Annotated in this window: 21 protein-coding genes; 15 read left to right on the plus strand and 6 right to left on the minus strand. The window is 51.3% G+C overall.

Annotated elements, in window-relative coordinates:
- Positions 1 to 14 precede the first annotated feature (14 nt).
- Entirely contained in the window at positions 15 to 1,616 is a 1,602-nt protein-coding gene (gene nadB, locus UC15_RS09320) for an L-aspartate oxidase (protein WP_198659691.1), read from the minus strand.
- Positions 1,617 to 1,830: 214 nt separating this feature from the next.
- On the opposite strand from nadB, the gene rpoE reads away from it, so the two are divergent.
- The 4 genes from rpoE to rseC are packed head-to-tail and all read left to right on the plus strand — an operon-like array spanning position 1,831 to position 4,540.
- Positions 1,831 to 2,406, plus strand: a complete 576-nt coding sequence (gene rpoE, locus UC15_RS09325; RefSeq protein ID WP_112288181.1) for an RNA polymerase sigma factor RpoE — start codon at positions 1,831 to 1,833, stop codon at positions 2,404 to 2,406.
- 30 nt (positions 2,407 to 2,436) lie between these two features.
- Complete coding sequence (gene rseA / locus UC15_RS09330) at positions 2,437 to 3,084, plus strand: anti-sigma-E factor RseA (protein WP_112288182.1); 648 nt, start codon at positions 2,437 to 2,439, stop codon at positions 3,082 to 3,084.
- Positions 3,084 to 4,034: a sigma-E factor regulatory protein RseB gene (gene rseB / locus UC15_RS09335; RefSeq protein WP_112288183.1), complete on the plus strand. Its 951-nt coding sequence runs from the start codon at positions 3,084 to 3,086 to the stop codon at positions 4,032 to 4,034. The genes rseA and rseB overlap by 1 nt, the downstream gene beginning before the upstream one ends.
- 29 nt (positions 4,035 to 4,063) lie before the next feature.
- A complete protein-coding gene (gene rseC / locus UC15_RS09340) occupies positions 4,064 to 4,540 on the plus strand; it encodes a SoxR-reducing system protein RseC (RefSeq protein ID WP_112288184.1) in 477 nt (158 codons plus the stop codon).
- A gap of 74 nt (positions 4,541 to 4,614) precedes the next feature.
- Here rseC and UC15_RS09345 read toward each other — a convergent pair whose 3' ends face one another.
- Positions 4,615 to 5,433: a DUF6585 family protein gene (locus UC15_RS09345; RefSeq protein WP_112288185.1), complete on the minus strand. Its 819-nt coding sequence runs from the start codon at positions 5,431 to 5,433 to the stop codon at positions 4,615 to 4,617.
- Between the two features lie 425 nt (positions 5,434 to 5,858).
- Here UC15_RS09345 and lepA point away from each other — a divergent pair, with 425 nt between their 5' ends.
- The 7 genes from lepA to acpS all read left to right on the plus strand — a co-directional run bounded on the left by lepA (position 5,859) and on the right by acpS (position 12,421).
- Entirely contained in the window at positions 5,859 to 7,658 is a 1,800-nt protein-coding gene (lepA, locus tag UC15_RS09350) for a translation elongation factor 4 (protein WP_112288186.1), read from the plus strand.
- A 27-nt stretch (positions 7,659 to 7,685) separates the two neighbouring features.
- Positions 7,686 to 8,663, plus strand: coding sequence for a signal peptidase I (gene lepB / locus UC15_RS09355; protein ID WP_112288187.1), 978 nt, complete (start codon positions 7,686 to 7,688; stop codon positions 8,661 to 8,663).
- 210 nt (positions 8,664 to 8,873) lie between these two features.
- Positions 8,874 to 9,554 (plus strand): ribonuclease III, encoded by a 681-nt coding sequence (rnc, locus tag UC15_RS09360; protein ID WP_013576719.1) that lies wholly within the window; start codon positions 8,874 to 8,876, stop codon positions 9,552 to 9,554.
- Entirely contained in the window at positions 9,551 to 10,456 is a 906-nt protein-coding gene (era, locus tag UC15_RS09365) for a GTPase Era (RefSeq protein WP_112288188.1), read from the plus strand. Before rnc ends, era begins: the two co-directional genes overlap by 4 nt.
- Positions 10,457 to 10,467: 11 nt before the next feature.
- Positions 10,468 to 11,205 carry a DNA repair protein RecO gene (recO, locus tag UC15_RS09370; RefSeq protein ID WP_112288189.1) on the plus strand — a complete coding sequence of 246 codons (738 nt, stop codon included), beginning with the start codon at positions 10,468 to 10,470 and terminating at the stop codon, positions 11,203 to 11,205.
- A gap of 104 nt (positions 11,206 to 11,309) precedes the next feature.
- Positions 11,310 to 12,041, plus strand: coding sequence for a pyridoxine 5'-phosphate synthase (pdxJ, locus tag UC15_RS09375; protein ID WP_112288190.1), 732 nt, complete (start codon positions 11,310 to 11,312; stop codon positions 12,039 to 12,041).
- Entirely contained in the window at positions 12,041 to 12,421 is a 381-nt protein-coding gene (acpS, locus tag UC15_RS09380; RefSeq protein WP_112288191.1) for a holo-ACP synthase, read from the plus strand. Before pdxJ ends, acpS begins: the two co-directional genes overlap by 1 nt.
- 21 nt (positions 12,422 to 12,442) lie before the next feature.
- On the opposite strand, the gene UC15_RS09385 is transcribed toward acpS, so the two are convergent.
- On the minus strand, positions 12,443 to 12,697 hold the full coding sequence (locus UC15_RS09385; RefSeq protein ID WP_112288192.1) for a YfhL family 4Fe-4S dicluster ferredoxin: 255 nt from the start codon (positions 12,695 to 12,697) through the stop codon (positions 12,443 to 12,445).
- Between the two features lie 102 nt (positions 12,698 to 12,799).
- Positions 12,800 to 13,648: a MurR/RpiR family transcriptional regulator gene (locus UC15_RS09390; protein WP_112288193.1), complete on the minus strand. Its 849-nt coding sequence runs from the start codon at positions 13,646 to 13,648 to the stop codon at positions 12,800 to 12,802.
- Between the two features lie 142 nt (positions 13,649 to 13,790).
- On the opposite strand from UC15_RS09390, the gene murQ reads away from it, so the two are divergent.
- The 3 genes from murQ to yfhb are packed head-to-tail and all read left to right on the plus strand — an operon-like array spanning position 13,791 to position 16,736.
- Complete coding sequence (murQ, locus tag UC15_RS09395) at positions 13,791 to 14,696, plus strand: N-acetylmuramic acid 6-phosphate etherase (protein WP_112288194.1); 906 nt, start codon at positions 13,791 to 13,793, stop codon at positions 14,694 to 14,696.
- A 26-nt stretch (positions 14,697 to 14,722) separates the two neighbouring features.
- Positions 14,723 to 16,093 (plus strand): PTS transporter subunit EIIC, encoded by a 1,371-nt coding sequence (locus tag UC15_RS09400; RefSeq protein WP_112288218.1) that lies wholly within the window; start codon positions 14,723 to 14,725, stop codon positions 16,091 to 16,093.
- 4 nt (positions 16,094 to 16,097) lie between these two features.
- The gene (gene yfhb, locus UC15_RS09405) at positions 16,098 to 16,736 is read left to right on the plus strand and encodes a phosphatidylglycerophosphatase C (protein WP_112288195.1); all 639 of its coding nucleotides are present in this window, start codon (positions 16,098 to 16,100) and stop codon (positions 16,734 to 16,736) included.
- 72 nt (positions 16,737 to 16,808) lie between these two features.
- Here yfhb and yiaY read toward each other — a convergent pair whose 3' ends face one another.
- On the minus strand, positions 16,809 to 17,960 hold the full coding sequence (gene yiaY / locus UC15_RS09410; protein ID WP_112288196.1) for an L-threonine dehydrogenase: 1,152 nt from the start codon (positions 17,958 to 17,960) through the stop codon (positions 16,809 to 16,811).
- 293 nt (positions 17,961 to 18,253) lie between these two features.
- Between yiaY and tadA the strand changes: the two genes are divergently transcribed.
- Complete coding sequence (gene tadA, locus UC15_RS09415; protein WP_112288219.1) at positions 18,254 to 18,817, plus strand: tRNA adenosine(34) deaminase TadA; 564 nt, start codon at positions 18,254 to 18,256, stop codon at positions 18,815 to 18,817.
- 13 nt (positions 18,818 to 18,830) lie between these two features.
- Here the strand turns inward: tadA and mltF are convergent, their stop codons facing one another.
- The gene (gene mltF, locus UC15_RS09420; protein WP_112288197.1) at positions 18,831 to 20,291 is read right to left on the minus strand and encodes a membrane-bound lytic murein transglycosylase MltF; all 1,461 of its coding nucleotides are present in this window, start codon (positions 20,289 to 20,291) and stop codon (positions 18,831 to 18,833) included.
- Positions 20,292 to 20,481 lie beyond the last annotated feature (190 nt).

A 20,481-nucleotide genomic window follows, 5' to 3' on the forward strand; every position in this document is an offset into this window, starting at 1 on the left:
TAACACTGTAAAACCTATGGCTGCAAAATAGTGGGCTGCGGATATTCCTGTAAATCAGGATAATCGAGCGTGTAATGCAGGCCACGACTTTCTTTACGCTCCAGCGCGCTGCGGACGATCAGTTCAGCTACCAGCACCAAATTTCTCAATTCCAGCAGATTATTGGAAATACGGAAGTTGGCGTAATACTCGTCAATTTCCTGTTGCAGCGTCATAATGCGGCGCAGTGCGCGCTCCAGGCGTTTCGTTGTACGCACAATTCCCACGTAGTCCCACATAAACAGGCGCAGCTCATGCCAGTTATGCTGGATAACAACCTGTTCATCGGAATTGTCCACCCGGCTTTCATCCCACTGCGGAATGTTTTTTGCCAGCTTGGCATGAGGCAGGCGCTTAATAATGTCTTCCGCTGCCGACCAGCCGTACACTACACATTCCAGCAGTGAGTTAGAAGCCAGACGGTTAGCGCCATGCAAACCGGTATAGCTGACTTCGCCAATCGCATACAAACCATCGAGATCGGTACGACCGTGCTGGTCTACCATCACGCCGCCGCAGGTGTAATGCGCAGCCGGCACGATCGGAATGGGCTGTCTGGTCAGATCGATGCCCAGCGATTGCAGCTTTTCATCAATCATCGGGAAATGATGCTTAATGAATTCCGGCGGGCGATGGCTGATATCGAGATACATGCAGTCTGCACCGAGACGTTTCATTTCATGGTCGATAGCACGTGCAACAACATCACGCGGCGCCAGTTCGCCTCTTTCATCGAAATCAGGCATAAACCGCGTGCCATCCGGACGTTTGAGCAGGGCACCTTCGCCACGCAGCGCTTCGGTCAGCAGGAAGTTACGCGCCTGAGGATGATAAAGACAGGTCGGATGGAACTGATTGAATTCCAGATTGGCAACCCGACAACCTGCACGCCACGCCATGGCGACGCCATCGCCTGAAGAGATATCCGGGTTAGTGGTGTACTGATACACCTTAGCGGCACCGCCTGTGGCGAGAACAACGGCTTTGGCGCGCAGTGTTTCAACATGCTCTTTATCGCGGTTCCAGACATAGGCACCGACCACGCGTTGGGTGCCCGGTAATCCAAGTTTGCTTGAGGTAATTAAATCAACGGCATTATAGCGTTCTTTCACGCAAATATTGGCGTGCGCCCTTGCTTTCCCAACCAGCGTAGTCTCTACTTCTTTACCTGTAGCATCAGCAGCATGCAGGATCCTACGGTGGCTGTGACCGCCTTCGCGTGTCAGATGATAACGCTCTTCTGAGCTCGCGTTGGTTTCGGTATCAAACAGGACGCCCTGGTCGATCAACCATTGCACACAATGTCGTGCATTGCTGGCGATAAATTCAACAGCTTCTTTATCGCATAAGCCTGCGCCGGCAATTAATGTGTCATCAACATGTGAGGCAATGCTGTCTGCTTCGTCGAAAACGGCGGCAATTCCGCCCTGGGCGTAAAACGTAGAGCCTTCGTTGAGGGGGCCTTTACTGAGAACAGTGACGTGACAGTGGTCTGCAAGTCGCAAAGCCAGAGAAAGGCCCGCAGCGCCACTTCCGATTATCAATACATCGCTAACAAATTCAGATGAAGGTTGCATAACGTATGATGTTTGCAGAAGAAGAGGGAAATTCATGTTAGCCTAAACCTCCGTGCAAAAGCCACGGGCTTAAGACTTCAATAGAAAAAACAATGGCGATGTGGAACTAATCGTTCCATGTGAACTCCAAGCAGTACTTGCTCAGGAATATAATGATGAAAGCTGGCAGTACGATTCTAAGCGCGGAGATAGTTTTGGGGAGATTTTACCTCGGATGAGCGAGCAGTTAGCCGATCAAGTTCTGGTTGAGCGGGTCCAGAAGGGTGATCAAAAATCGTTCAATTTACTGGTTATTCGTTACCAGCATAAAGTAGCGAGCCTTGTATCCCGCTACGTGCCACAAGGCGATGTGCCTGATGTGGTTCAGGAATCTTTTATCAAAGCGTATCGTGCGCTGGAATCTTTCCGCGGCGACAGTGCTTTTTATACCTGGCTGTATCGTATTGCAGTCAACACAGCGAAAAATTATCTGGTTGCTCAGGGGCGTCGTCCGCCATCCAGTGATGTCGATGCGAACGATGCCGAGAATTTCGAAAGTGGCGGTGCCCTGAAAGAAATTTCGAACCCTGAGAACTTAATGTTGTCTGAAGAATTACGACAGATAGTTTTCCGTACTATTGAAGCACTTCCTGAAGATCTTCGCATGGCGATCACCTTAAGGGAGTTAGATGGATTGAGCTACGAAGAAATAGCCGCCATCATGGATTGTCCGGTGGGTACGGTAAGATCCCGTATATTCCGTGCCCGGGAAGCAATTGATAACAAGGTTCAGCCGCTCATCCAGCGTTAGAGATGACGGACACAGGAAGGGTACTTAGGCATGCAGAAAGAAAAGCTTTCCGCTCTGATGGATGGTGAAGCCATTGATTCTGAACTGTTGAGTTCTTTATCAACAGATTCCAAGCTTCAGCAAGACTGGCAGAGTTATCATTTGATCCGCGATACCTTACGCGGTGATATTGGGAATGTGGTGCATCTGGATATCGCAGACCGTGTGGCCGCAGCGCTGGCAAACGAGCCGGTTAAACTGGTGCCGGGTTCCGCAACAGAATCGCAGCCTCAGCCTCATACCTGGCAAAAAATGCCTTTCTGGCAGAAGGTGCGCCCTTGGGCGAGCCAGCTGACTCAGGTTGGCGTAGCTGCTTGCGTATCGCTGGCTGTGATTGTCGGTGTGCAGCACTATAACCAGCCTGACGCATCTGGCGCTTCTCCGGAAACGCCAGCATTTAATACTTTGCCAATGATGGGTAAAGCCTCTCCGGTCAGCTTCGGCGTGCCAAATGAAGGCAATACCACCAGCGGGCAACAAAATGTGCAGGAGCAACGTAAGCGTATCAATGCTATGTTGCAGGATTACGAACTGCAACGCCGCTTGCATTCTGAGCAACTTCAGCTCGAACCTGTCACTCCACAGCAAGCCGCTGTTCAGGTCCCAGGAACTCAGTCTTTAGGAACGCAAACGCAGTAATGAAGCAATTTTGGTTTGCCGCTTGTTTAGTGACGGGCAGCCTGCTTACTCCAAGTATCGCCTCGGCAGATCCCACTTCCGAGGCGTTATTACAAGGGATGGGTAAAGCCAGTCAGTCGCTGAATTATGAAATGGGTTTTATCAACATCACGAAGCAAGGGATAGATTCCTTTCGCTATCGTCATGCTGTTTCTAATCAATCCTCGCTGGCTCAACTGGTACTGATGGATGGTCCGCGCCGTGAAATTGTCCAGCGCGGAAAAGACATCAGCTACTTCGAGACCGGGCTTCAGCCTTTTACTCTGGATGGCGATCATATTGTTGATTCCCTGCCCTCCATTGTATTCAGCGATTTTTCCCAGCTGTCAAAATACTATGATTTCATCGCCGTAGGTCGCGCGCGTGCCGCAGACCGTCTGAGCCAGGTGATCCGCGTGGTTTCGCGTGATGGCACAAGGTTCAGCTATGTTATCTGGATTGATGAGCAGACTAAGTTGCCAATGCGTGTGGATTTATTAGATCGCGATGGCGAAACGCTGGAACAGTTCAGGGTCATCAGCTTTGATGATGGTAATCAAGTCATAGTGGCTCTTGCTGATCTTGAGAAAGCAAATCTGCCGCCGGTACTTTCGTTACCTGCTTCTGAGCCGATTAAGTTTGGATGGCAAGTGAAATGGCTTCCGGCGGGGGTAGCTGAAGTGGCGAGCAGTCGCAGAAGCTTGCCAAATATGCCAGTCACGATAGAATCCCGTTTGTATACTGACGGATTGTTCAGCTTCTCTGTCAATATCTGTGCTACCACTAACGGCCCCTCTGAGCAGTTAATCAGACAAGGGCGAAGAACCGTACAAACGGAAGTTCGTAACGGTAATGAGATTACTGTCGTCGGTGAATTGCCGCCTTCCACAGCAAAACGTATTGCTGAAAGCATTGTTTTCTCTGCCAAATGACTTTTGGCTAAATAAATCCGGGTGATTTTATGATGAAAGAATGGGCCACTGTGGTGTCGTGGCAAAACGGTATTGCATCACTGCGCTGTGAAACGCAGTCGGGTTGCAGTAGCTGCCATTCGCGTTCAGGTTGTGGTGCCCGGGTGCTGAATGAACTGGGACCACAGACTGGCCATAATCTTCAGGTCAGTTTTGCTGAGCCCCTGGAACCGGGGCAAAAAGTTGAACTGGGAATACCTGAGGGCAGTTTGCTACGCTCTGCATTTCTGGTCTATATGACACCGCTGTTTGGGGTGATTGCCGGAGGCGGAATACTGCAGGCTCTGTTTAAAGCAGACATGTACGCAGTGATCGGTGCCGCGCTGGGCGGCGGTCTGGGCTTTATCATCGCCAAAGCACTGGCGGCAAAAGTCGACGGTAAATCGGGCTATCAGCCGGTGGTTTTGCAGGTGGGATTACCGCCGAACGCATTCCGTTATTCTGCGGATAACGAGCTTCCTTCGTAATATGTGACTTCTTTCGTGCTACCCGGAACGATGCGAAAACAAATGCCACTGACTCAGACGAGCCAGTGGCATTTTTAGTTTCTGACCGGGATACGGTTCTGAATCATATGCTCAATCAGGGCGATGAAAAGATCGGCACTGGAGAGTGAAGTATAGGCAACAGAGAACAAAATCCGACCGTGTTTATCAAGCAATCTGATTAACGGGCTGTTGCTCCCGCCGCTGATAAACTGAATGTCTTGAACGGGTATTGTCTTCCCTTCATCGGTGGTCAGCATTAATGCACTCAGCCGGATCCTTTTCTCGTTCATTGTCAGAAGGTTAGAGCCGATAAACCGTTTCAGTCCGCAGTGCGAATTTACCATGCTGGTAAAAAGAATGTCTCCGCCCTGCGCCAGCGTATTCAAAGCCCAGGGGCCACGGAACATCAGTTGTTCATTCTTAATAACATCAATCAGCCGTTCTGAATTAGCAATGTTCGGCGTGATCCGGTGCCATGTTTTGCTATTTTCCTCACGGAACATCATCGTATTTAAAATGCGGCGTGTATATTTACCCGTTCTGAAACGGTATATATCCGAGATTCTGTCGAACGGAATAAATCGGTTCTTTTTATCTAGCTGGCTTATAACCAAAATACCATTTTCATGAAGCTGATACACCTGATTCGGTCGAATCAAACGTCTTAGTAAAATAAGTACGACACCGAGCGCAATGCTCAGCAAGGCAGATACCACCACGCTATGCAGCCCGTCAGCGGTATGGCCGAAGGCGAGGAAAAAAGCGATTTGTACGGCACCGCCCACCAGCAAAAGCACTGAAAGGACCAGAGTGATCCAAGAGTTGGCTTTGGCAAAGCCATGCTGACTGAGCAGCCGCCCTTCATTGATCATATTGATAACCTTGTGACCGGATTGAATTAATAATAAAAAACGAATGAATAGGAAGAATGAGAATTAAAACTTTGTGAATTGGAATAATGTAATTTCTTTTATAACAATATATTAGGTGTTCAAGTGCGTTTTTGTATATGGGCATTTTCCTAAAACCTGCCTGAGTCTAAAAAACACAGACGAAATGCCCAAAAAAAGTCAGGGCGACGCTGAAAGAACAGTCCGGGAATGAAAACAAATGAAAATGTGAGGATTTCCTTCAGAAAAAGCACGCATAATCTGGAGTTAGGATGTACCGAGACTAGGTTTTCACGGTGCTGGCATGTAGAATGCTGCGACTTAGGCGAAAGACAGCCAACCTACAAACCGTCGCTGTATGTTCATGGCGAATGATTCAGAAATACCAAGGTAGAAAAACTTTTATAATGAAGCATATACGAAATTTCTCCATTATTGCCCACATTGACCACGGTAAGTCGACGCTGTCAGACCGTATTATTCAAATTTGCGGCGGCTTGTCCGATCGTGAAATGGAAGCGCAGGTTCTCGATTCTATGGATCTTGAGCGCGAGCGCGGTATCACCATCAAAGCGCAAAGCGTGACGCTCGATTACAAAGCGAAAGATGGGCAGGTTTACCACCTGAACTTTATCGATACTCCCGGACATGTCGACTTCTCCTACGAAGTTTCCCGATCACTGGCCGCTTGTGAAGGCGCATTGCTGGTCGTGGATGCGGGGCAGGGCGTAGAAGCGCAGACGCTGGCGAACTGCTACACCGCGATGGAAATGGATCTGGAAGTAGTTCCGGTTCTGAACAAAATCGATTTGCCTGCTGCTGATCCTGACCGCGCAGCTCAGGAAATCGAAGACATCGTGGGAATTGATGCGACGGATGCAGTCCGTTGTTCAGCTAAAACCGGTGTGGGTGTGCCTGAAGTTCTGGAGCGTCTGGTGCGTGATGTTCCGCCACCGGAAGGTGATCCTGATGCGCCATTGCAGGCACTGATCATCGACTCCTGGTTCGACAACTATCTTGGCGTTGTTTCTCTGGTGCGTATCAAAAACGGCACCATGAGAAAGGGCGACAAAATCAAAGTAATGAGTACCGGACAGGTGTATAACGCCGATCGTCTGGGTATCTTCACGCCTAAACGTGTTGATAAAGACATTCTGAACTGCGGCGAAGTAGGCTGGCTGGTTTGTGCGATCAAAGACATCCTTGGCGCACCAGTGGGCGATACCCTGACGCTGGCTCGTCAGCCTGCAGAAAAGGCTTTGCCTGGTTTCAAGAAAGTGAAACCTCAGGTATATGCCGGTCTGTTCCCGGTCAGTTCCGATGACTATGAAAACTTCCGTGATGCGTTAGGCAAATTGAGCCTCAACGATGCTTCCCTGTTCTATGAACCGGAAAGTTCTACCGCGCTGGGCTTTGGTTTCCGTTGTGGTTTCCTCGGTCTGCTGCACATGGAAATCATTCAGGAACGTCTGGAACGTGAATACGATCTGGACTTGATCACTACGGCACCAACCGTTGTGTACGAAGTTCTGACCACCGGCAACGAAACCATTTATGTCGACAGCCCGTCTAAACTTCCGGCGCTGAATAACATTCTGGAATTACGCGAGCCAATTGCCGAGTGTCACATGCTGATGCCGCAGGAATATCTGGGCAGCGTGATCACCTTGTGTATTGAGAAACGTGGCGTGCAGACCAATATGGTCTATCACGGCAATCAGGTTGCGCTGACGTATGAAATTCCGATGGCTGAAGTAGTCCTCGATTTCTTCGACCGTCTGAAATCAACATCGCGCGGCTATGCGTCCCTCGATTACAATTTCAAACGTTTTCAGGCTTCTGACATGGTACGTGTTGATGTTCTAATCAACGGCGACCGTGTGGATGCACTGGCACTGATTACTCACCGTGGCAATTCACAGTTCCGTGGACGCCAGCTGGTTGAGAAGATGCAGGAACTGATCCCGCGTCAGCAGTTCGACATTGCTATTCAGGCGGCAATTGGTGCTCACATCATTGCCCGTTCCACCGTGAAGCAATTACGTAAAAACGTTCTCGCCAAATGTTATGGCGGTGACGTCAGCCGTAAGAAGAAACTTCTGCAGAAGCAGAAAGACGGTAAGAAACGCATGAAACAAGTGGGTAACGTTGAGTTACCGCAGGAAGCGTTCCTGGCCATTCTTCACGTGGGTAAAGAAAGCAAATAAATCCTCATTGAGTTGTAGGGAGTATGCATGGCTAACATGTTTGCCTTGATCCTGGCGATTGCAACGCTGGTTTCAGGGATTATCTGGTGCCTTGATCGTTTCAAGCTGGCACCTGCACGCCGGGCTAAAATTGCGAAAATTAAGGCTGAAACGGGCGGGGCGGTTGACGATACAACGCTGAGCAAAGTCGCGAAGCAGCCAGGCTGGGTGGAAACCTGTGCTTCTGTATTCCCGGTATTGTTAGTTGTGTTTGTGGTGCGTTCATTTATTTATGAACCGTTCCAGATCCCATCTGGCTCTATGATGCCAACGCTGCTTATTGGCGATTTCATTGTGGTTGAGAAATATGCTTATGGTCTGAAGGATCCTATTACCCAGACCAAGCTTATCCCGACCGGTGAACCAAAACGCGGCGATGTGGTGGTATTTAAATATCCGCTCAATCCAAGCGTGGACTATATTAAACGTCTGGTCGGTTTGCCAGGCGACCGGGTGACTTACGATCCGTTCAGCAAGCAGGTGACCGTTCAGCCAGCCTGCGACAGCGGCAAAAATTGCAACACGGCGCTGGCGGTGACTTATGACACCGGCGTTGCCAGCGATTTCGTGCAGACTTTCGGTCAGTCTTCTGGTGGCGAAGCCAGCAGTGGTTTCTTTGAAACGCCACCGACAGGCAATGTTCCGCAAGACGGTGTCCGTCTTGTTCAGCGTAATGAAACGCTGGGGAATGTCACGCATCGTATTCTGACTGTGCCGGGCGCGCGTGACCAACTGGGTGCGTATTATCAGCAACCGGGCCAACCGCTGGGGACATGGGTCGTTCCTGCCGGCCATTATTTCATGATGGGCGATAACCGTGATAACAGCGCTGACAGCCGTTATTGGGGCTTTGTACCTGAAAAGAATTTAGTGGGTAAAGCGTCTGCAATTTGGATGAGCTTTAAAAAACAGGAAGGTGAATGGCCTACCGGTGTTCGTTTAAGCCGTATCGGTGGAATTCATTAATTAATGGTGCCCGTTAGCGCAGCATTATATTTCCACTCGTTGTAGAATATCCTTTCGGGCGATAAAAGTTGGCTCCCCTGATTTTACGTTTTTATTTAAAACGAACAGGAGGAGCCACTGCAAACGAAACAGCTTTGGATTGGCTTAGGGCGAAGCAGGCCTGTTCCGTATGCTGAAGTTTTTGACGCATTCTTGATCTATTGGTAACTCATGAATCCCATCGTAATAAACAGGCTTCAGCGGAAGCTGGGCTACACTTTTCAACAGCAGGAGCTTTTATTGCAGGCACTGACTCACCGCAGCGCAAGCAGTAAACACAATGAGCGTTTAGAGTTCCTGGGTGACTCAATTCTTAGTTATGTAATAGCTAACGCGCTGTACCATCGCTTTCCTCGTGTAGACGAGGGCGATATGAGTCGTATGCGTGCCACGCTGGTACGTGGAAATACGTTAGCTGAAATGGCACGTGAATTCGATCTCGGCGAATGCTTACGCTTAGGGCCGGGCGAATTGAAAAGTGGTGGTTTCCGCCGCGAGTCGATTCTTGCGGATACGGTGGAGGCACTCATTGGCGGCGTGTTCCTGGACAGTGATATCCAGACCGTCGAAAAGCTGATTCTCGATTGGTACCGTAGTCGTTTAGACGAAATCAGTCCCGGTGATAAGCAGAAAGACCCAAAAACCCGTTTACAGGAGTTTTTGCAAGGTCGTCATCTGCCGTTGCCTTCTTATCTGGTTGTGCAGGTTCGCGGTGAAGCGCACGATCAGGAGTTTACCATCCACTGCCAGGTCAGTGGCTTGAACCAGCCGGTTGTAGGAACCGGTTCAAGCCGCCGTAAAGCCGAGCAGGCGGCAGCGGAACAAGCGCTGATACAGCTGGAGCTTGAATGAGCGAAGAAAAGAATTACTGTGGTTTTGTTGCAATCGTAGGCCGTCCTAACGTCGGTAAATCTACCTTGCTGAATGAATTATTGGGGCAGAAAATCTCCATTACTTCCCGCAAACCGCAAACTACGCGTCACCGCATCATGGGTATCCACACCGAAGGGCCATACCAGGCTATCTACGTGGACACCCCGGGGCTGCACATCGAAGAAAAACGTGCCATTAACCGTCTGATGAACCGCGCTGCAAGCAGCTCGATTGGTGATGTAGAACTGGTGATCTTCGTGGTTGAAGGCACTCACTGGACTCCGGATGACGAAATGGTGGTCAACAAACTGCGTGATTTGAAATCACCGGTTCTGCTGGCAATCAATAAGATTGATAACGTCACCGATAAGTCTAAATTGCTGCCACATTTGCAATTCCTGAGTGAGCAGATGAACTTCGTTGATATCGTGCCTATCTCAGCAGAGAAAGGCACCAACGTGGATACCATTGCAGCTCTGGTGCGCAAACGTCTGCCGGAAGCGGTTCACCACTTCCCGGAAGATTACATCACTGACCGTTCACAGCGCTTCATGGCCTCTGAAATCATCCGTGAAAAACTGATGCGTTTCCTCGGCGAAGAATTGCCGTATTCCGTGACCGTAGAAATCGAACGCTTCGTCAGCAATGAACGCGGCGGTTACGATATCAATGGCCTGATTCTGGTAGAACGCGAAGGCCAGAAGAAAATGGTTATCGGCAACAAAGGCTCTAAAATCAAGACGATTGGCATTGAAGCCCGCCAGGACATGGAAAACATGTTTGAAGCGAAAGTCCATCTTGAGTTGTGGGTTAAGGTCAAATCCGGCTGGGCAGACGACGAACGTGCGCTGCGTAGCCTGGGTTATGTAGACGACTTATAAGGTCCGCGCCTATGGAAGGCTGGCAACGCGCATTTGTTTTGCATGGGCGACCTTACAGTGAAACCAGTCTCATGCTGGATTTATTCACTGAGGGACAAGGGCGGGTACGCATACTGGCTAAAGGTGCGCGTGGCCGCCGGTCCAATTTAAAAGGCTGCCTGCAGCCTTTTACGCCTTTACTGGTTCGCTGGAGCGGGCGGGGAGAAGTCAAAACCCTGCGCAATGCCGAGCCGGTTTCTCTGGCACTTCCCCTTTCAGGTCTGATGCTTTACAGCGGCCTGTACGTCAATGAACTCGTTTCCCGCGTACTTGAGCAGGAAGCTAATTACTCTTCGTTATTCTTCGACTATCTTAATTGTCTGCAAAATCTTGCCAGCGCCAGTGGTTCGCCTGAGTACGCTTTGCGTCAGTTTGAACTCTCGCTTTTACACCATTTGGGCTATGGCGTGGATTTCCTGCATTGCGCGGGCAGTGGCGAAGAAGTCAGCGACACCATGACCTACCGCTATCGTGAAGAAAAAGGCTTTATCGCCAGTCTGGTCATTGATAATTCCAGCTTTACCGGGCGTGATTTGAAAGCGCTGGCCAGCCGGGATTTTCCGGATGTTTTCACGCTGCGTGCTGCAAAACGTTTTACCCGCATGGCACTGAAACCCTATCTCGGTGGCAAGCCCCTGAAAAGTCGTGAGCTATTTCGCCAGTTTCAGGTCAAAAAGCCTGTCTCACCTTCTGACAATTCTTCCAGCTAAATCAGATTCCGGGCTACACGTCGCTACTCTCAAGGGTGTAAACTGCAGAAATTAGCTTTTCTGATCCACTCATAAATCAATTCATTCTCAAATCTGGAGCTGTTATGGCTGAGTTGCTGTTGGGCGTTAACATTGATCACATCGCGACACTGCGTAATGCACGCGGTACGGCTTACCCTGATCCGGTTCAGGCGGCATTCATCGCTGAACAGGCTGGTGCTGATGGGATCACCGTCCACCTGCGTGAGGATCGCCGTCATATCACCGACCGCGACGTGCGCCTTCTGCGTCAGACTATCCAAACCCGCATGAATCTCGAAATGGCTGTCACCGATGAAATGGTCGGGATTGCCTGCGAAGTTTTGCCGCATTTCTGCTGCCTGGTGCCGGAAAAACGCGAGGAAGTGACTACCGAAGGCGGTCTGGATGTCGCCGGTCAGATAGATAAAATGACCGTTGCCGTTTCCCGTCTGAGCGAAGCGGGCATTCTGGTTTCCCTGTTTATCGACCCGGATTTGCGCCAGATTGATGCTGCTGTCGCGGTCGGTGCGCCTTACATCGAAATTCATACCGGTGCGTATGCGGAAGCGAAGACTGATCTTGAGCGTCAGGCTGAGCTGGAACGTATTAAGCAGGGCGCGGCTTATGCAGCAGGCAAAGGTTTGAAAGTGAACGCCGGTCACGGGCTGACGTATCATAACGTGCAGCCGATCGCGGCACTGCCGGAAATGCATGAGCTGAATATCGGCCACGCTATCATCGGTCAGGCGGTTATCGACGGCTTATCCGGTGCAGTACGTGAAATGAAAAATCTGATGAGAGAAGCCCGCCGGTAATGAGCATTTTAGGTTTAGGTACGGATATTGTTGAAATTTCCCGTATCGAAGCAGTGATTGAACGCAGCGGCGACCGGCTGGCGAAGCGTATTTTATGCGCCAATGAATGGGCTGTTTATCAGCAACATCAGCAGCCGGTTCGTTTTCTGGCGAAGCGGTTTGCCGTGAAGGAAGCCGCAGCTAAAGCGCTGGGAACCGGTATCCGCAACGGCCTGGCATTTGAGCAGTTTGAAGTCGTCAATGATGTGCTGGGTAAGCCGGGGCTGGTTTTTCATGCCCGCGCGGCAGAAATGGCGGCGGAAATGGGCGTGAAATCGGTACATGTCACGCTTGCCGATGAGCGCCGTTATGCCTGTGCGACGGTTATTATTGAAAACTGATTTGTTGCATCATTCCGTCAGTTAAACGGCGTGATGCAATACCACAAACTTATCCCAAAGCTGTTCGTTAGTTTCGATGTGTTGCGGATTGATGATGATGGTATTGTCGATTGGGCAGACACTCTGACAGGTCGGTTTGTCGTAATGACCGACACATTCCGTGCAACGATCGCTGTCAATTTCATAAATATCATTGCCCATCGAGATTGCCTGATTCGGGCACTCCGGTTCGCACATATCGCAATTAATGCATTTGTGTGTGATCAGCAGGGCCATGGCGTTTTCTCATATCGTTCAGTTATCAGGGCGCGCAGTATAGCAGAATTGCGCTGGCACAGGATCTACGTCAGTGCCTTTCCGCTCCCCGAATGATCCTGATCAAACCAGCTTTTTGACCAGTTCTTCGCTGTGGCGGATCCGCTCCGGTGCATGTTCGGTATCCTGCTGAACCAGCGCAACAAACAGCAGATCGGTCAGTGAATATTGTGCCGTTGTGGCCGACAGCGCGGCTCCGCGTGTGGTAGGTAAATCTGCGACGGTGTACAAACAGTGATCGGCCTGTTGTTGCAGGGTATTGGGTGAAAACCCGGTGATCGCCAGTACCTTAGCGCCACTTTCCCGGGCAACCCGTGCCGCCAGATTGATTTCGCTGCGTTCACCGCTGAACGAAATCGCCAGCAATAAATCTTCCTTTGAAAGCGCCTGAGCTGTAGCAATCAGCACATGTGTGTCCGACTCCGCGATGGCCGTGACGCCAATTTTCAACAGCTTATACGCCAGATCCTTAGCCACCAGTGCGGATGCCCCGATGCCCGTCAGAATGATTTTTCGGGCACTGCTCAGCATCGACAATGCGATTTGCAAACGGGGCTCGCTGTTGATATCGAGCGTTGCGCGCAAAGCCGATTGTTTTTCTGTCAGTAGTTTCTCGCCCACAATGTGCAGACTGTCGGTGCTCAGGATCTGATTGTGTACGGTGACAGGTTCGCTGTTTTTGGGGGATGCCAGGGATTCGCTCATGGCGAGTTTCAGCGCAGGAAAGCCTTTATAACCGAGTTTTTGCGCGAACTTCACCACGCCTGACTGGCTGACTCCCGCCATTTCGGCCAGTTTTTGTGAGCTCATATGACGCGCTTTTTCCGGCTGAGCCAGTAAAAAATCAGCCAGTTTACGGTCATTTTGTGCCAGTGTCGGATACAACTGGCGGATACGGATCATACAACTCATGGTGGCTTATCCCGGCTTCTCAGAATACGTAGGTCACGTTTTGCGGATTATGTTATCTAAAATAGCAAATATTCCTCGCAATGATGAATAAAATATTCAAGTATTATGCAATAAATTTGAATTAAAAATTCAGGAGAAAAACATGAACAGTCCCCTTAACTTAGGCGCACTCGTTTCCGAGAGCCGTAATCCGGATACGATCAACTTAGATGAAATGTCTTCACTGGAATTAGCCACCTGTTTCAATCAGGAAGACCGCAAAGTTCCTGAGGCCATCAGTAAAGTTCTGCCGCAAATAGCGCAGGCGATCGATAAAGCCGCGGCTTCATTTAAAGCGGGCGGTCGTCTGATTTATCTCGGCGCGGGGACCAGCGGGCGTCTGGGCGTTCTCGATGCATCGGAATGTCCGCCAACGTTCGGCGTGCCGCACGGCATAGTTATCGGCCTGATTGCCGGTGGTCCCGGTGCACTACTCAAAGCGGTAGAAGGGGCCGAAGACAGCGAAGCGCTGGGCGTTGAAGATTTAAAGAATCTGCATCTGAGCGCGGATGACACCGTTGTCGGATTAGCGGCGAGCGGCCGCACACCTTACGTGATCGGCGCGTTGCGCTACGCCACGGAACTGGGTTGTGCCACGGTGGCGATTTCCTGTAATCCGGATTCACCGATTGCGCAGGAAGCGACGATCGCCATTTCTCCCGTTGTCGGGCCCGAGGCGCTGACCGGTTCCACTCGTCTGAAATCCGGTACTGCGCAGAAACTGGTACTGAACATGATTTCTACCGGTGCGATGGTGAAAACCGGCAAGGTCTATCAGAACCTGATGGTCGACGTGAAAGCGACCAACGTCAAACTGGTCGATCGTGCCTGCCGCATTGTTGTGGAAGCCACCGGCGCGGCACGCAGTGATGCTGAACTGGCGCTTTCTCAGACTGATTTCGAAGTGAAACCGGCCATTCTCATGTTACTGGCGGGCATTGATGCACCACAGGCAAAAGCGCGTCTGGAGCAACATAACGGCTACCTTCGTGCCGCGCTGGCGGGCTAAATCAGGAGAAAAGCATGGCGACAGCAATGGATAAAACTCACCTGCTGGCTTCTAAGATTTTGCAGGGTGTGGGCGGCGAAGGGAATATCAGCAAGCTGGAAAACTGCATGACCCGTGTACGTGTGGAAGTTTTTGACGATGCGCGCCTGGATCTGACCAGCCTGAAAACGCTGGAGGGGATTAAAGGTTATCTCAGGCAGGGCGAGCAGCATCAGTTTATCGTCGGGCCGGGGGCAGCAGCCAAAGTCGTGGACGCCATGCGCCTGTTGCTGAGCCCTGCGGGAGCAGCCAGTGCGGCGGGTGAAAGTGATATAGCCCGCAACAAAGCCAGTGCCAAAGCCAAATACTCAGCGCCGATGAGTGGCGCGCTGCGAAAACTGGCGGATGTTTTCATCCCGCTGATCCCGGCATTTATCGCTTCAGGTCTGATTATGGGCATTATTAATCTGCTCAAACGGCCTGATATCGCCGGTTCCATTGCGACTGATTATCCTAATATTCTCGGCCTGCTGGCGATATTCGGCGGCGCTGTATTTGCCATCATGAATATTCTGGTCGGTGTGAATGCTGCCCGCGTGTTTGGCGGTTCACAGGCAATGGGCGGCGTGATGGCGGGGATCCTTTCCAGTCCGGCGCTGGCGCAAATTACGCTGTTTGGCGAAACATTACAGCCGGGGCGTGGCGGGGTGATTGCCGTCTTGCTGGTCGTCGCGCTGATGTGCTGGCTCGAAAAACGGCTGCGCCAGTGGCTGCCTGAATCGGTCGAACTGATCCTAAATCCGCTGATCACCACGCTTATCACTGCGACGCTGGCAATTGTTATCCTCCAGCCGATCGGCGGTTATATCTCTGACGGCATCGCGCACGGCGTCAATATTGCTATCGACAAAGGCGGATTACTTGTGGGTGCAGTGCTGGCCGGAGCCTTTCTGCCGCTGGTGCTTTCCGGGCTTCATCAGGGGCTGGTGCCCATCCACGTAGAGCTTATTCAGGCGCACGGTTCCAATCCGCTGTTGCCTATTCTGGCGATGGCGGGTGTCGGACAGGTCGGCGCGGCGATTGCGGTTTACATGAAAACGCGTAACGCACGGCTGAAAAAAGTGATTAAAGGTGCGCTGCCGGTGGGAATACTGGGCATCGGCGAACCGTTGATTTTCGGGGTGACGCTGCCGCTTGGCCGGCCATTTATTGGCGCCTGTCTGGGCGGGGCCGTGGGCGGCGCGCTAATCTGTTACTGGAAAGTCGCTACGGTCATCACTTTTGGTATTTCCGGGTTGCCGCTGGCGCTGACCATTATTTCTGGCAAAGTGATGTTGTATCTGGCCGGTTTAGTCATTACGGTATTAGCTGGTTTTATTTTTACCTGGCTGATGGGGTTTAACGATCCCGAGGAGTAATGGATTGAGTACGAAGCCTGATCGACGGGTGGTCTTTTTTGACCTGGATGGAACACTGCATCAGCAGGATATGTTCGGGACCTTCCTGCGTTTTTTGCTAAAAAAAATGCCGCAGAACCTGGTTCTGGTGGTGCCTTTATTGCCGCTGATTGGCGCAGGACTATTCTTTCAGGGGCGTGCAACACGCTGGCCGATGAGTCTGTTGCTGTGGGCCATTACCTTTGGTCACAGTGAGGCACGCCTGAAAGCGCTGGAGCTGCAATTCGTGACTGCGTTTCGCGAAAAAGTGGTGGAGTTTCCGGTGGTACAACGCCGGTTGCGCGAATATCTGGACAGCGACGATACCGAAGTGTGGCTGATCACCGGTTCTCCTGAGAACCTGGTGCAGCAGGTTTATAAAGCATCGCTGTTTTTACCGCAGGTACGTCTGGTGGGCAGCCGTATCGCGCGGGGTAAAGGCGGCTGGGTGCTGCCTCTGCGCTGTCTCGGTGAAGAAAAGGTTGTACAGCTCGAAAGCCGGATTGGCTCACCGCTGAAACTTTACAGTGGTTACAGCGACAGCAAACAGGACAACCCGCTGTTGTTCTTTTGCGAGCACCGTTTTCGTGTCAGCAAGCAGGGCGAATTGCAGCAACTGGAATAAATACCGCAGGATGTTTCAGACAAAAAACAGGCCATTTCTGGCCTGTTTTTATTTGGGCATATTCTTTAGTAATCAGAACGCAGCTTTGAAAATCCCTACCACATCGGCATGCGTACCCTGAATCGGGTTAGTCAGTGCGCAGGCATCTTTCAGGGCGTTGGTCGCCAGTGTATTAAAATCTTCTTCTTTCACGTTCAGGTCGCGTAATCCGGCAGGAATATCGACATCACGCGCCAGCTGACGGATAGCATCGATACAGGCTTTTGCACCTTCGGCATCACTCATCGCTGAAACATCAATGTGCATCGCGGCAGCAACGTCTTTCAGACGCGGGCTGGCAACGCGGGAGTTGTATTCCTGCACAAACGGCAGCAGGACGGCATTACAGACACCGTGCGGCAAGTTATAGAACCCGCCTAACTGGTGCGCCATGGCGTGTACATAACCGAGCGACGCATTGTTAAATGCCATCCCGGCGAGAAACTGTGCGTAAGCCATGTCTTCGCGAGCCTGCATATTTTTACCGTCTTTCACTGCAGTGCGCAGTGAGTCGGTAATCATGGTAATCGCTTTCAGCGCACAGGCATCCGTTATCGGGTTTGCCGCGCTGGATACATAGGCTTCGATCGCGTGGGTCAGCGCATCCATCCCGGTGGCAGCAGTCAGCCCTTTTGGCATGCCGACCATCAGATGCGGGTCATTGACTGACATCAGCGGCGTCACGTTTTTATCCACGATAGCCATTTTGATATGGCGTTCTTCATCGGTAATGATGCAAAAACGCGTCATTTCTGAAGCCGTACCGGCAGTCGTGTTGATAGAAATCAGCGGCAACTGGGGTTTAGCAGAACGGTCAACGCCTTCGTAATCATTGATGTTGCCGCCGTTAGTGGCCAGCAACGCGATACCTTTGGCGCAGTCATGCGGTGAACCGCCGCCAAGTGAGATCACGCAATCGCAGGCATCTTTTTTCAGGATCTCCAGCCCTTCACGCACATTGCGGGTGGTTGGGTTAGGGTTCGTTCCATGATAAACGCTGCTTTGCACGTCGCTTTTTGCCAGTAATTCCTGAACCTGTTTAACCACGCCGATATCGAATAACACTTTATCCGTGACGATCAGGACATGGCGGAAACCATGCTGCGCGATAGCGGTAGCCGCATCATTAAGCGCGCCAGAACCAATAACGTTAACGGACGGGATAAAGAAAGTTGCAGTAGCCATAATTGTTTTCCTTGTTGTCAGCTCTTGGTAGGTACAAGGAAACCTTAATATTGTTACCGGTAACATCATTTGATCTGGCGCAACAATACGCAGATTAACCCGGCTAATTTCCTCATCTAATGACTATGAAATGTAAGGTTATTATCTGTTGGCATAAGCCATTTCTGCTATCAGAACCGCGGGTTATCATCATTAAGTAATACTTCCTGTTATCGCTGATGAACTGTACGCGCGATATCGATTATGGCCCGTGGGCGGGCGGCGCGAACAAAGGTATAATGGCGCGGATTAAAATGACTGAGGTTGAAGTGGCAGTGACAGAATTAGCAGAAATAAATGACGACGAACGCTGGATGCAATACGCAATGACTCTGGCGCTGAAGGCGCAGGAGGAGGGCGAAGTGCCGGTGGGCGCCGTGCTGGTTTTGGACAATCAGGTGATTGGCGAGGGCTGGAACCGTTCTATCGGACATCATGATCCGACGGCGCACGCGGAAATCATGGCGTTACGTCAGGGCGGCAGCGCGGTGCAAAACTACCGACTGCTGGATGCCATATTGTATGTCACTCTTGAGCCTTGCGTGATGTGCGCCGGCGCAATGGTCCACAGCCGGATCCGTCGCGTAGTGTATGGCGCTGCCGATGCCAAAACCGGTGCAGCGGGTTCTCTGATGGATGTTTTGCGCCATCCCGGCATGAATCATCAGGTAGAAATCACGTCGGGCGTTCTGGCTGATGCCTGTTCTGAACAGCTGAGTGCGTTCTTTCGTTTTCGCCGCAGCCAGAAAAAAGCGCTGCGGCTGGCAGAGCGCGCAGCTCAGGCCGGTGACATCATTTCTGATAATCCTAAAGAATAAGGCTGTTCAGGCCTTATTTCCCCAGTGCTTCCTGTGCATCCACTACCGGATATCCCTGACCCAGCTGAGCCTGTAGCGCCGCCTTCTGCGCCTGCTGCTTCTCTTTTTCCATCAGATACCCCACCAGACTGAGCTGATAGCGGCGGATATTTTCCACATAATTATACGCCTGCGTGCCGCGGGCATAACCGTAAGTCGTCCGGCTTAAGAAGCGTTTCTGATTAAGCATCGGCAGCCGTTGTTTCACATCCGCCCAGCTGTCCGGATTCCCCTTTTGCTGTGCGGTCAGCTTGCGCGCGTCCAGCATATGGCCGTAGCCCATATTATATGCCGCCAGTGCAAACCAGATCCGTTCATCCTGCGGAATAGATCCCGGCATTTTATCCATCAGATGCGACAGATACTGCGCACCGCCACGGATACTTTGTTCGGCATCTGTCCGGTCATCGACATTCAGCCCGCCAGCCGTCGCGCGGGTCAGCATCATTACGCCACGCACACCGGTCGGTGATTTCGCCAGCGGATCCCAGTGAGATTCCTGATAAGCGATAGCGGCCAGCAAACGCCAGTCGATGTTCTGAGCATATTTTTCAAACAGCGGCTGCAAATCCGGCAGCGTCGTGTCGATGGCGTTCAGGAAAGTACGGGTATCGACATAATCGAAATCGCCCACGTGCCCGAGGTATTTTTCCTCCAGTTTTTCCAGCGTACCGTCCTCTGAAATCTGACTGAAGAAATCCAGCATAGCGGCAGCAAGGCTGTCGTCATCAGGTTGTTTGCGGTAATACCAGGTGACCGGTTCATCGTCTGTGGCATCAAAGGCCACCGCAAGGCGCGGATAGACACGCTGCATCAGGGCGATAGTGACCGAATCCCCCAGCGTATAATCGAGTTTGCCGTTTTCAACCTGTTGTAACAGGTCGCGGGGTGACAATTTATCGGTGGTGGTCCAGGTGAGGTCTGGATATTTTTGGCTGGCAGCCTCCAGCGTGGCGATATGCGCACTGCCGGCAGACACTACCAGCGAGCCTTTGATGTCGGCGAAACTTTTCGGGCGCACGGCACCCTGCCGGTAAACCAGCTGCTGCGATACGGAATAGTATTCCGGGCCGGCGCGGTAGTTTTTCAGGCGCTCATTGTTGTACACCAGACCGGAAGCCAGCATGTCGGTTTTACCATGGTCAAGATCGTCGAACATGCTCTCGATGGTGGTGTGCTGAGAAATCACCAGCTTCACGCCCAGATAATCTGCGAAGCGTTTAGCCAGTTCATAATCGAAGCCCAGATTGCCTTCAGGGGAGTCCATAAAAGTCAGTGGAGAATTGAGCGTGCTGACGCGCAATTCTCCACGGGATTTTATCTGATCCAGCTGGTCACCTTCACCTCTGTGCCACGGCACGGCAGGCCACAAGGCCAGTGCCAGTAACAGGGCGGCGATCCCCATCAGAACATAATTAATTTTTAGTCGCGTCAAATAGTTATCTCGCTGCGGCGCTCTTGTTTTTTTACGCTATGCTGTGCAGTTAGTATGGTTATATCCCCAGTGCTGACGCATTTTGCTCAACAAAACGGCAGTCTGCAACTTTATTCATAATAGCCATGATAATGGTAAGGCTATAAAGGAATATGAAGTTTCCCGACGCAAACGGTTTCGTCGGACGCCA

This window comes from Rahnella sp. AN3-3W3 (genome assembly GCF_003263545.1).
In the GTDB taxonomy this organism is placed as follows: Bacteria; Pseudomonadota; Gammaproteobacteria; order Enterobacterales; family Enterobacteriaceae; genus Rahnella; species Rahnella variigena.

Bases quoted from the DNA above. Each gene is read 5' to 3' on its own strand.
- nadB (WP_198659691.1), bottom strand. From the start codon at position 1,616: ATGCAACCTTCATCTGAATTTGTTAGCGATGTATTGATAATCGGAAGT.
- rpoE (WP_112288181.1), top strand. From the start codon at position 1,831: ATGAGCGAGCAGTTAGCCGATCAAGTTCTGGTTGAGCGGGTCCAGAAG.
- rseA (WP_112288182.1), top strand. From the start codon at position 2,437: ATGCAGAAAGAAAAGCTTTCCGCTCTGATGGATGGTGAAGCCATTGAT.
- rseB (WP_112288183.1), top strand. From the start codon at position 3,084: ATGAAGCAATTTTGGTTTGCCGCTTGTTTAGTGACGGGCAGCCTGCTT.
- rseC (WP_112288184.1), top strand. From the start codon at position 4,064: ATGATGAAAGAATGGGCCACTGTGGTGTCGTGGCAAAACGGTATTGCA.
- UC15_RS09345 (WP_112288185.1), bottom strand. From the start codon at position 5,433: ATGATCAATGAAGGGCGGCTGCTCAGTCAGCATGGCTTTGCCAAAGCC.
- lepA (WP_112288186.1), top strand. From the start codon at position 5,859: ATGAAGCATATACGAAATTTCTCCATTATTGCCCACATTGACCACGGT.
- lepB (WP_112288187.1), top strand. From the start codon at position 7,686: ATGGCTAACATGTTTGCCTTGATCCTGGCGATTGCAACGCTGGTTTCA.
- rnc (WP_013576719.1), top strand. From the start codon at position 8,874: ATGAATCCCATCGTAATAAACAGGCTTCAGCGGAAGCTGGGCTACACT.
- era (WP_112288188.1), top strand. From the start codon at position 9,551: ATGAGCGAAGAAAAGAATTACTGTGGTTTTGTTGCAATCGTAGGCCGT.
- recO (WP_112288189.1), top strand. From the start codon at position 10,468: ATGGAAGGCTGGCAACGCGCATTTGTTTTGCATGGGCGACCTTACAGT.
- pdxJ (WP_112288190.1), top strand. From the start codon at position 11,310: ATGGCTGAGTTGCTGTTGGGCGTTAACATTGATCACATCGCGACACTG.
- acpS (WP_112288191.1), top strand. From the start codon at position 12,041: ATGAGCATTTTAGGTTTAGGTACGGATATTGTTGAAATTTCCCGTATC.
- UC15_RS09385 (WP_112288192.1), bottom strand. From the start codon at position 12,697: ATGGCCCTGCTGATCACACACAAATGCATTAATTGCGATATGTGCGAA.
- UC15_RS09390 (WP_112288193.1), bottom strand. From the start codon at position 13,648: ATGAGTTGTATGATCCGTATCCGCCAGTTGTATCCGACACTGGCACAA.
- murQ (WP_112288194.1), top strand. From the start codon at position 13,791: ATGAACAGTCCCCTTAACTTAGGCGCACTCGTTTCCGAGAGCCGTAAT.
- UC15_RS09400 (WP_112288218.1), top strand. From the start codon at position 14,723: ATGGATAAAACTCACCTGCTGGCTTCTAAGATTTTGCAGGGTGTGGGC.
- yiaY (WP_112288196.1), bottom strand. From the start codon at position 17,960: ATGGCTACTGCAACTTTCTTTATCCCGTCCGTTAACGTTATTGGTTCT.
- tadA (WP_112288219.1), top strand. From the start codon at position 18,254: ATGACTGAGGTTGAAGTGGCAGTGACAGAATTAGCAGAAATAAATGAC.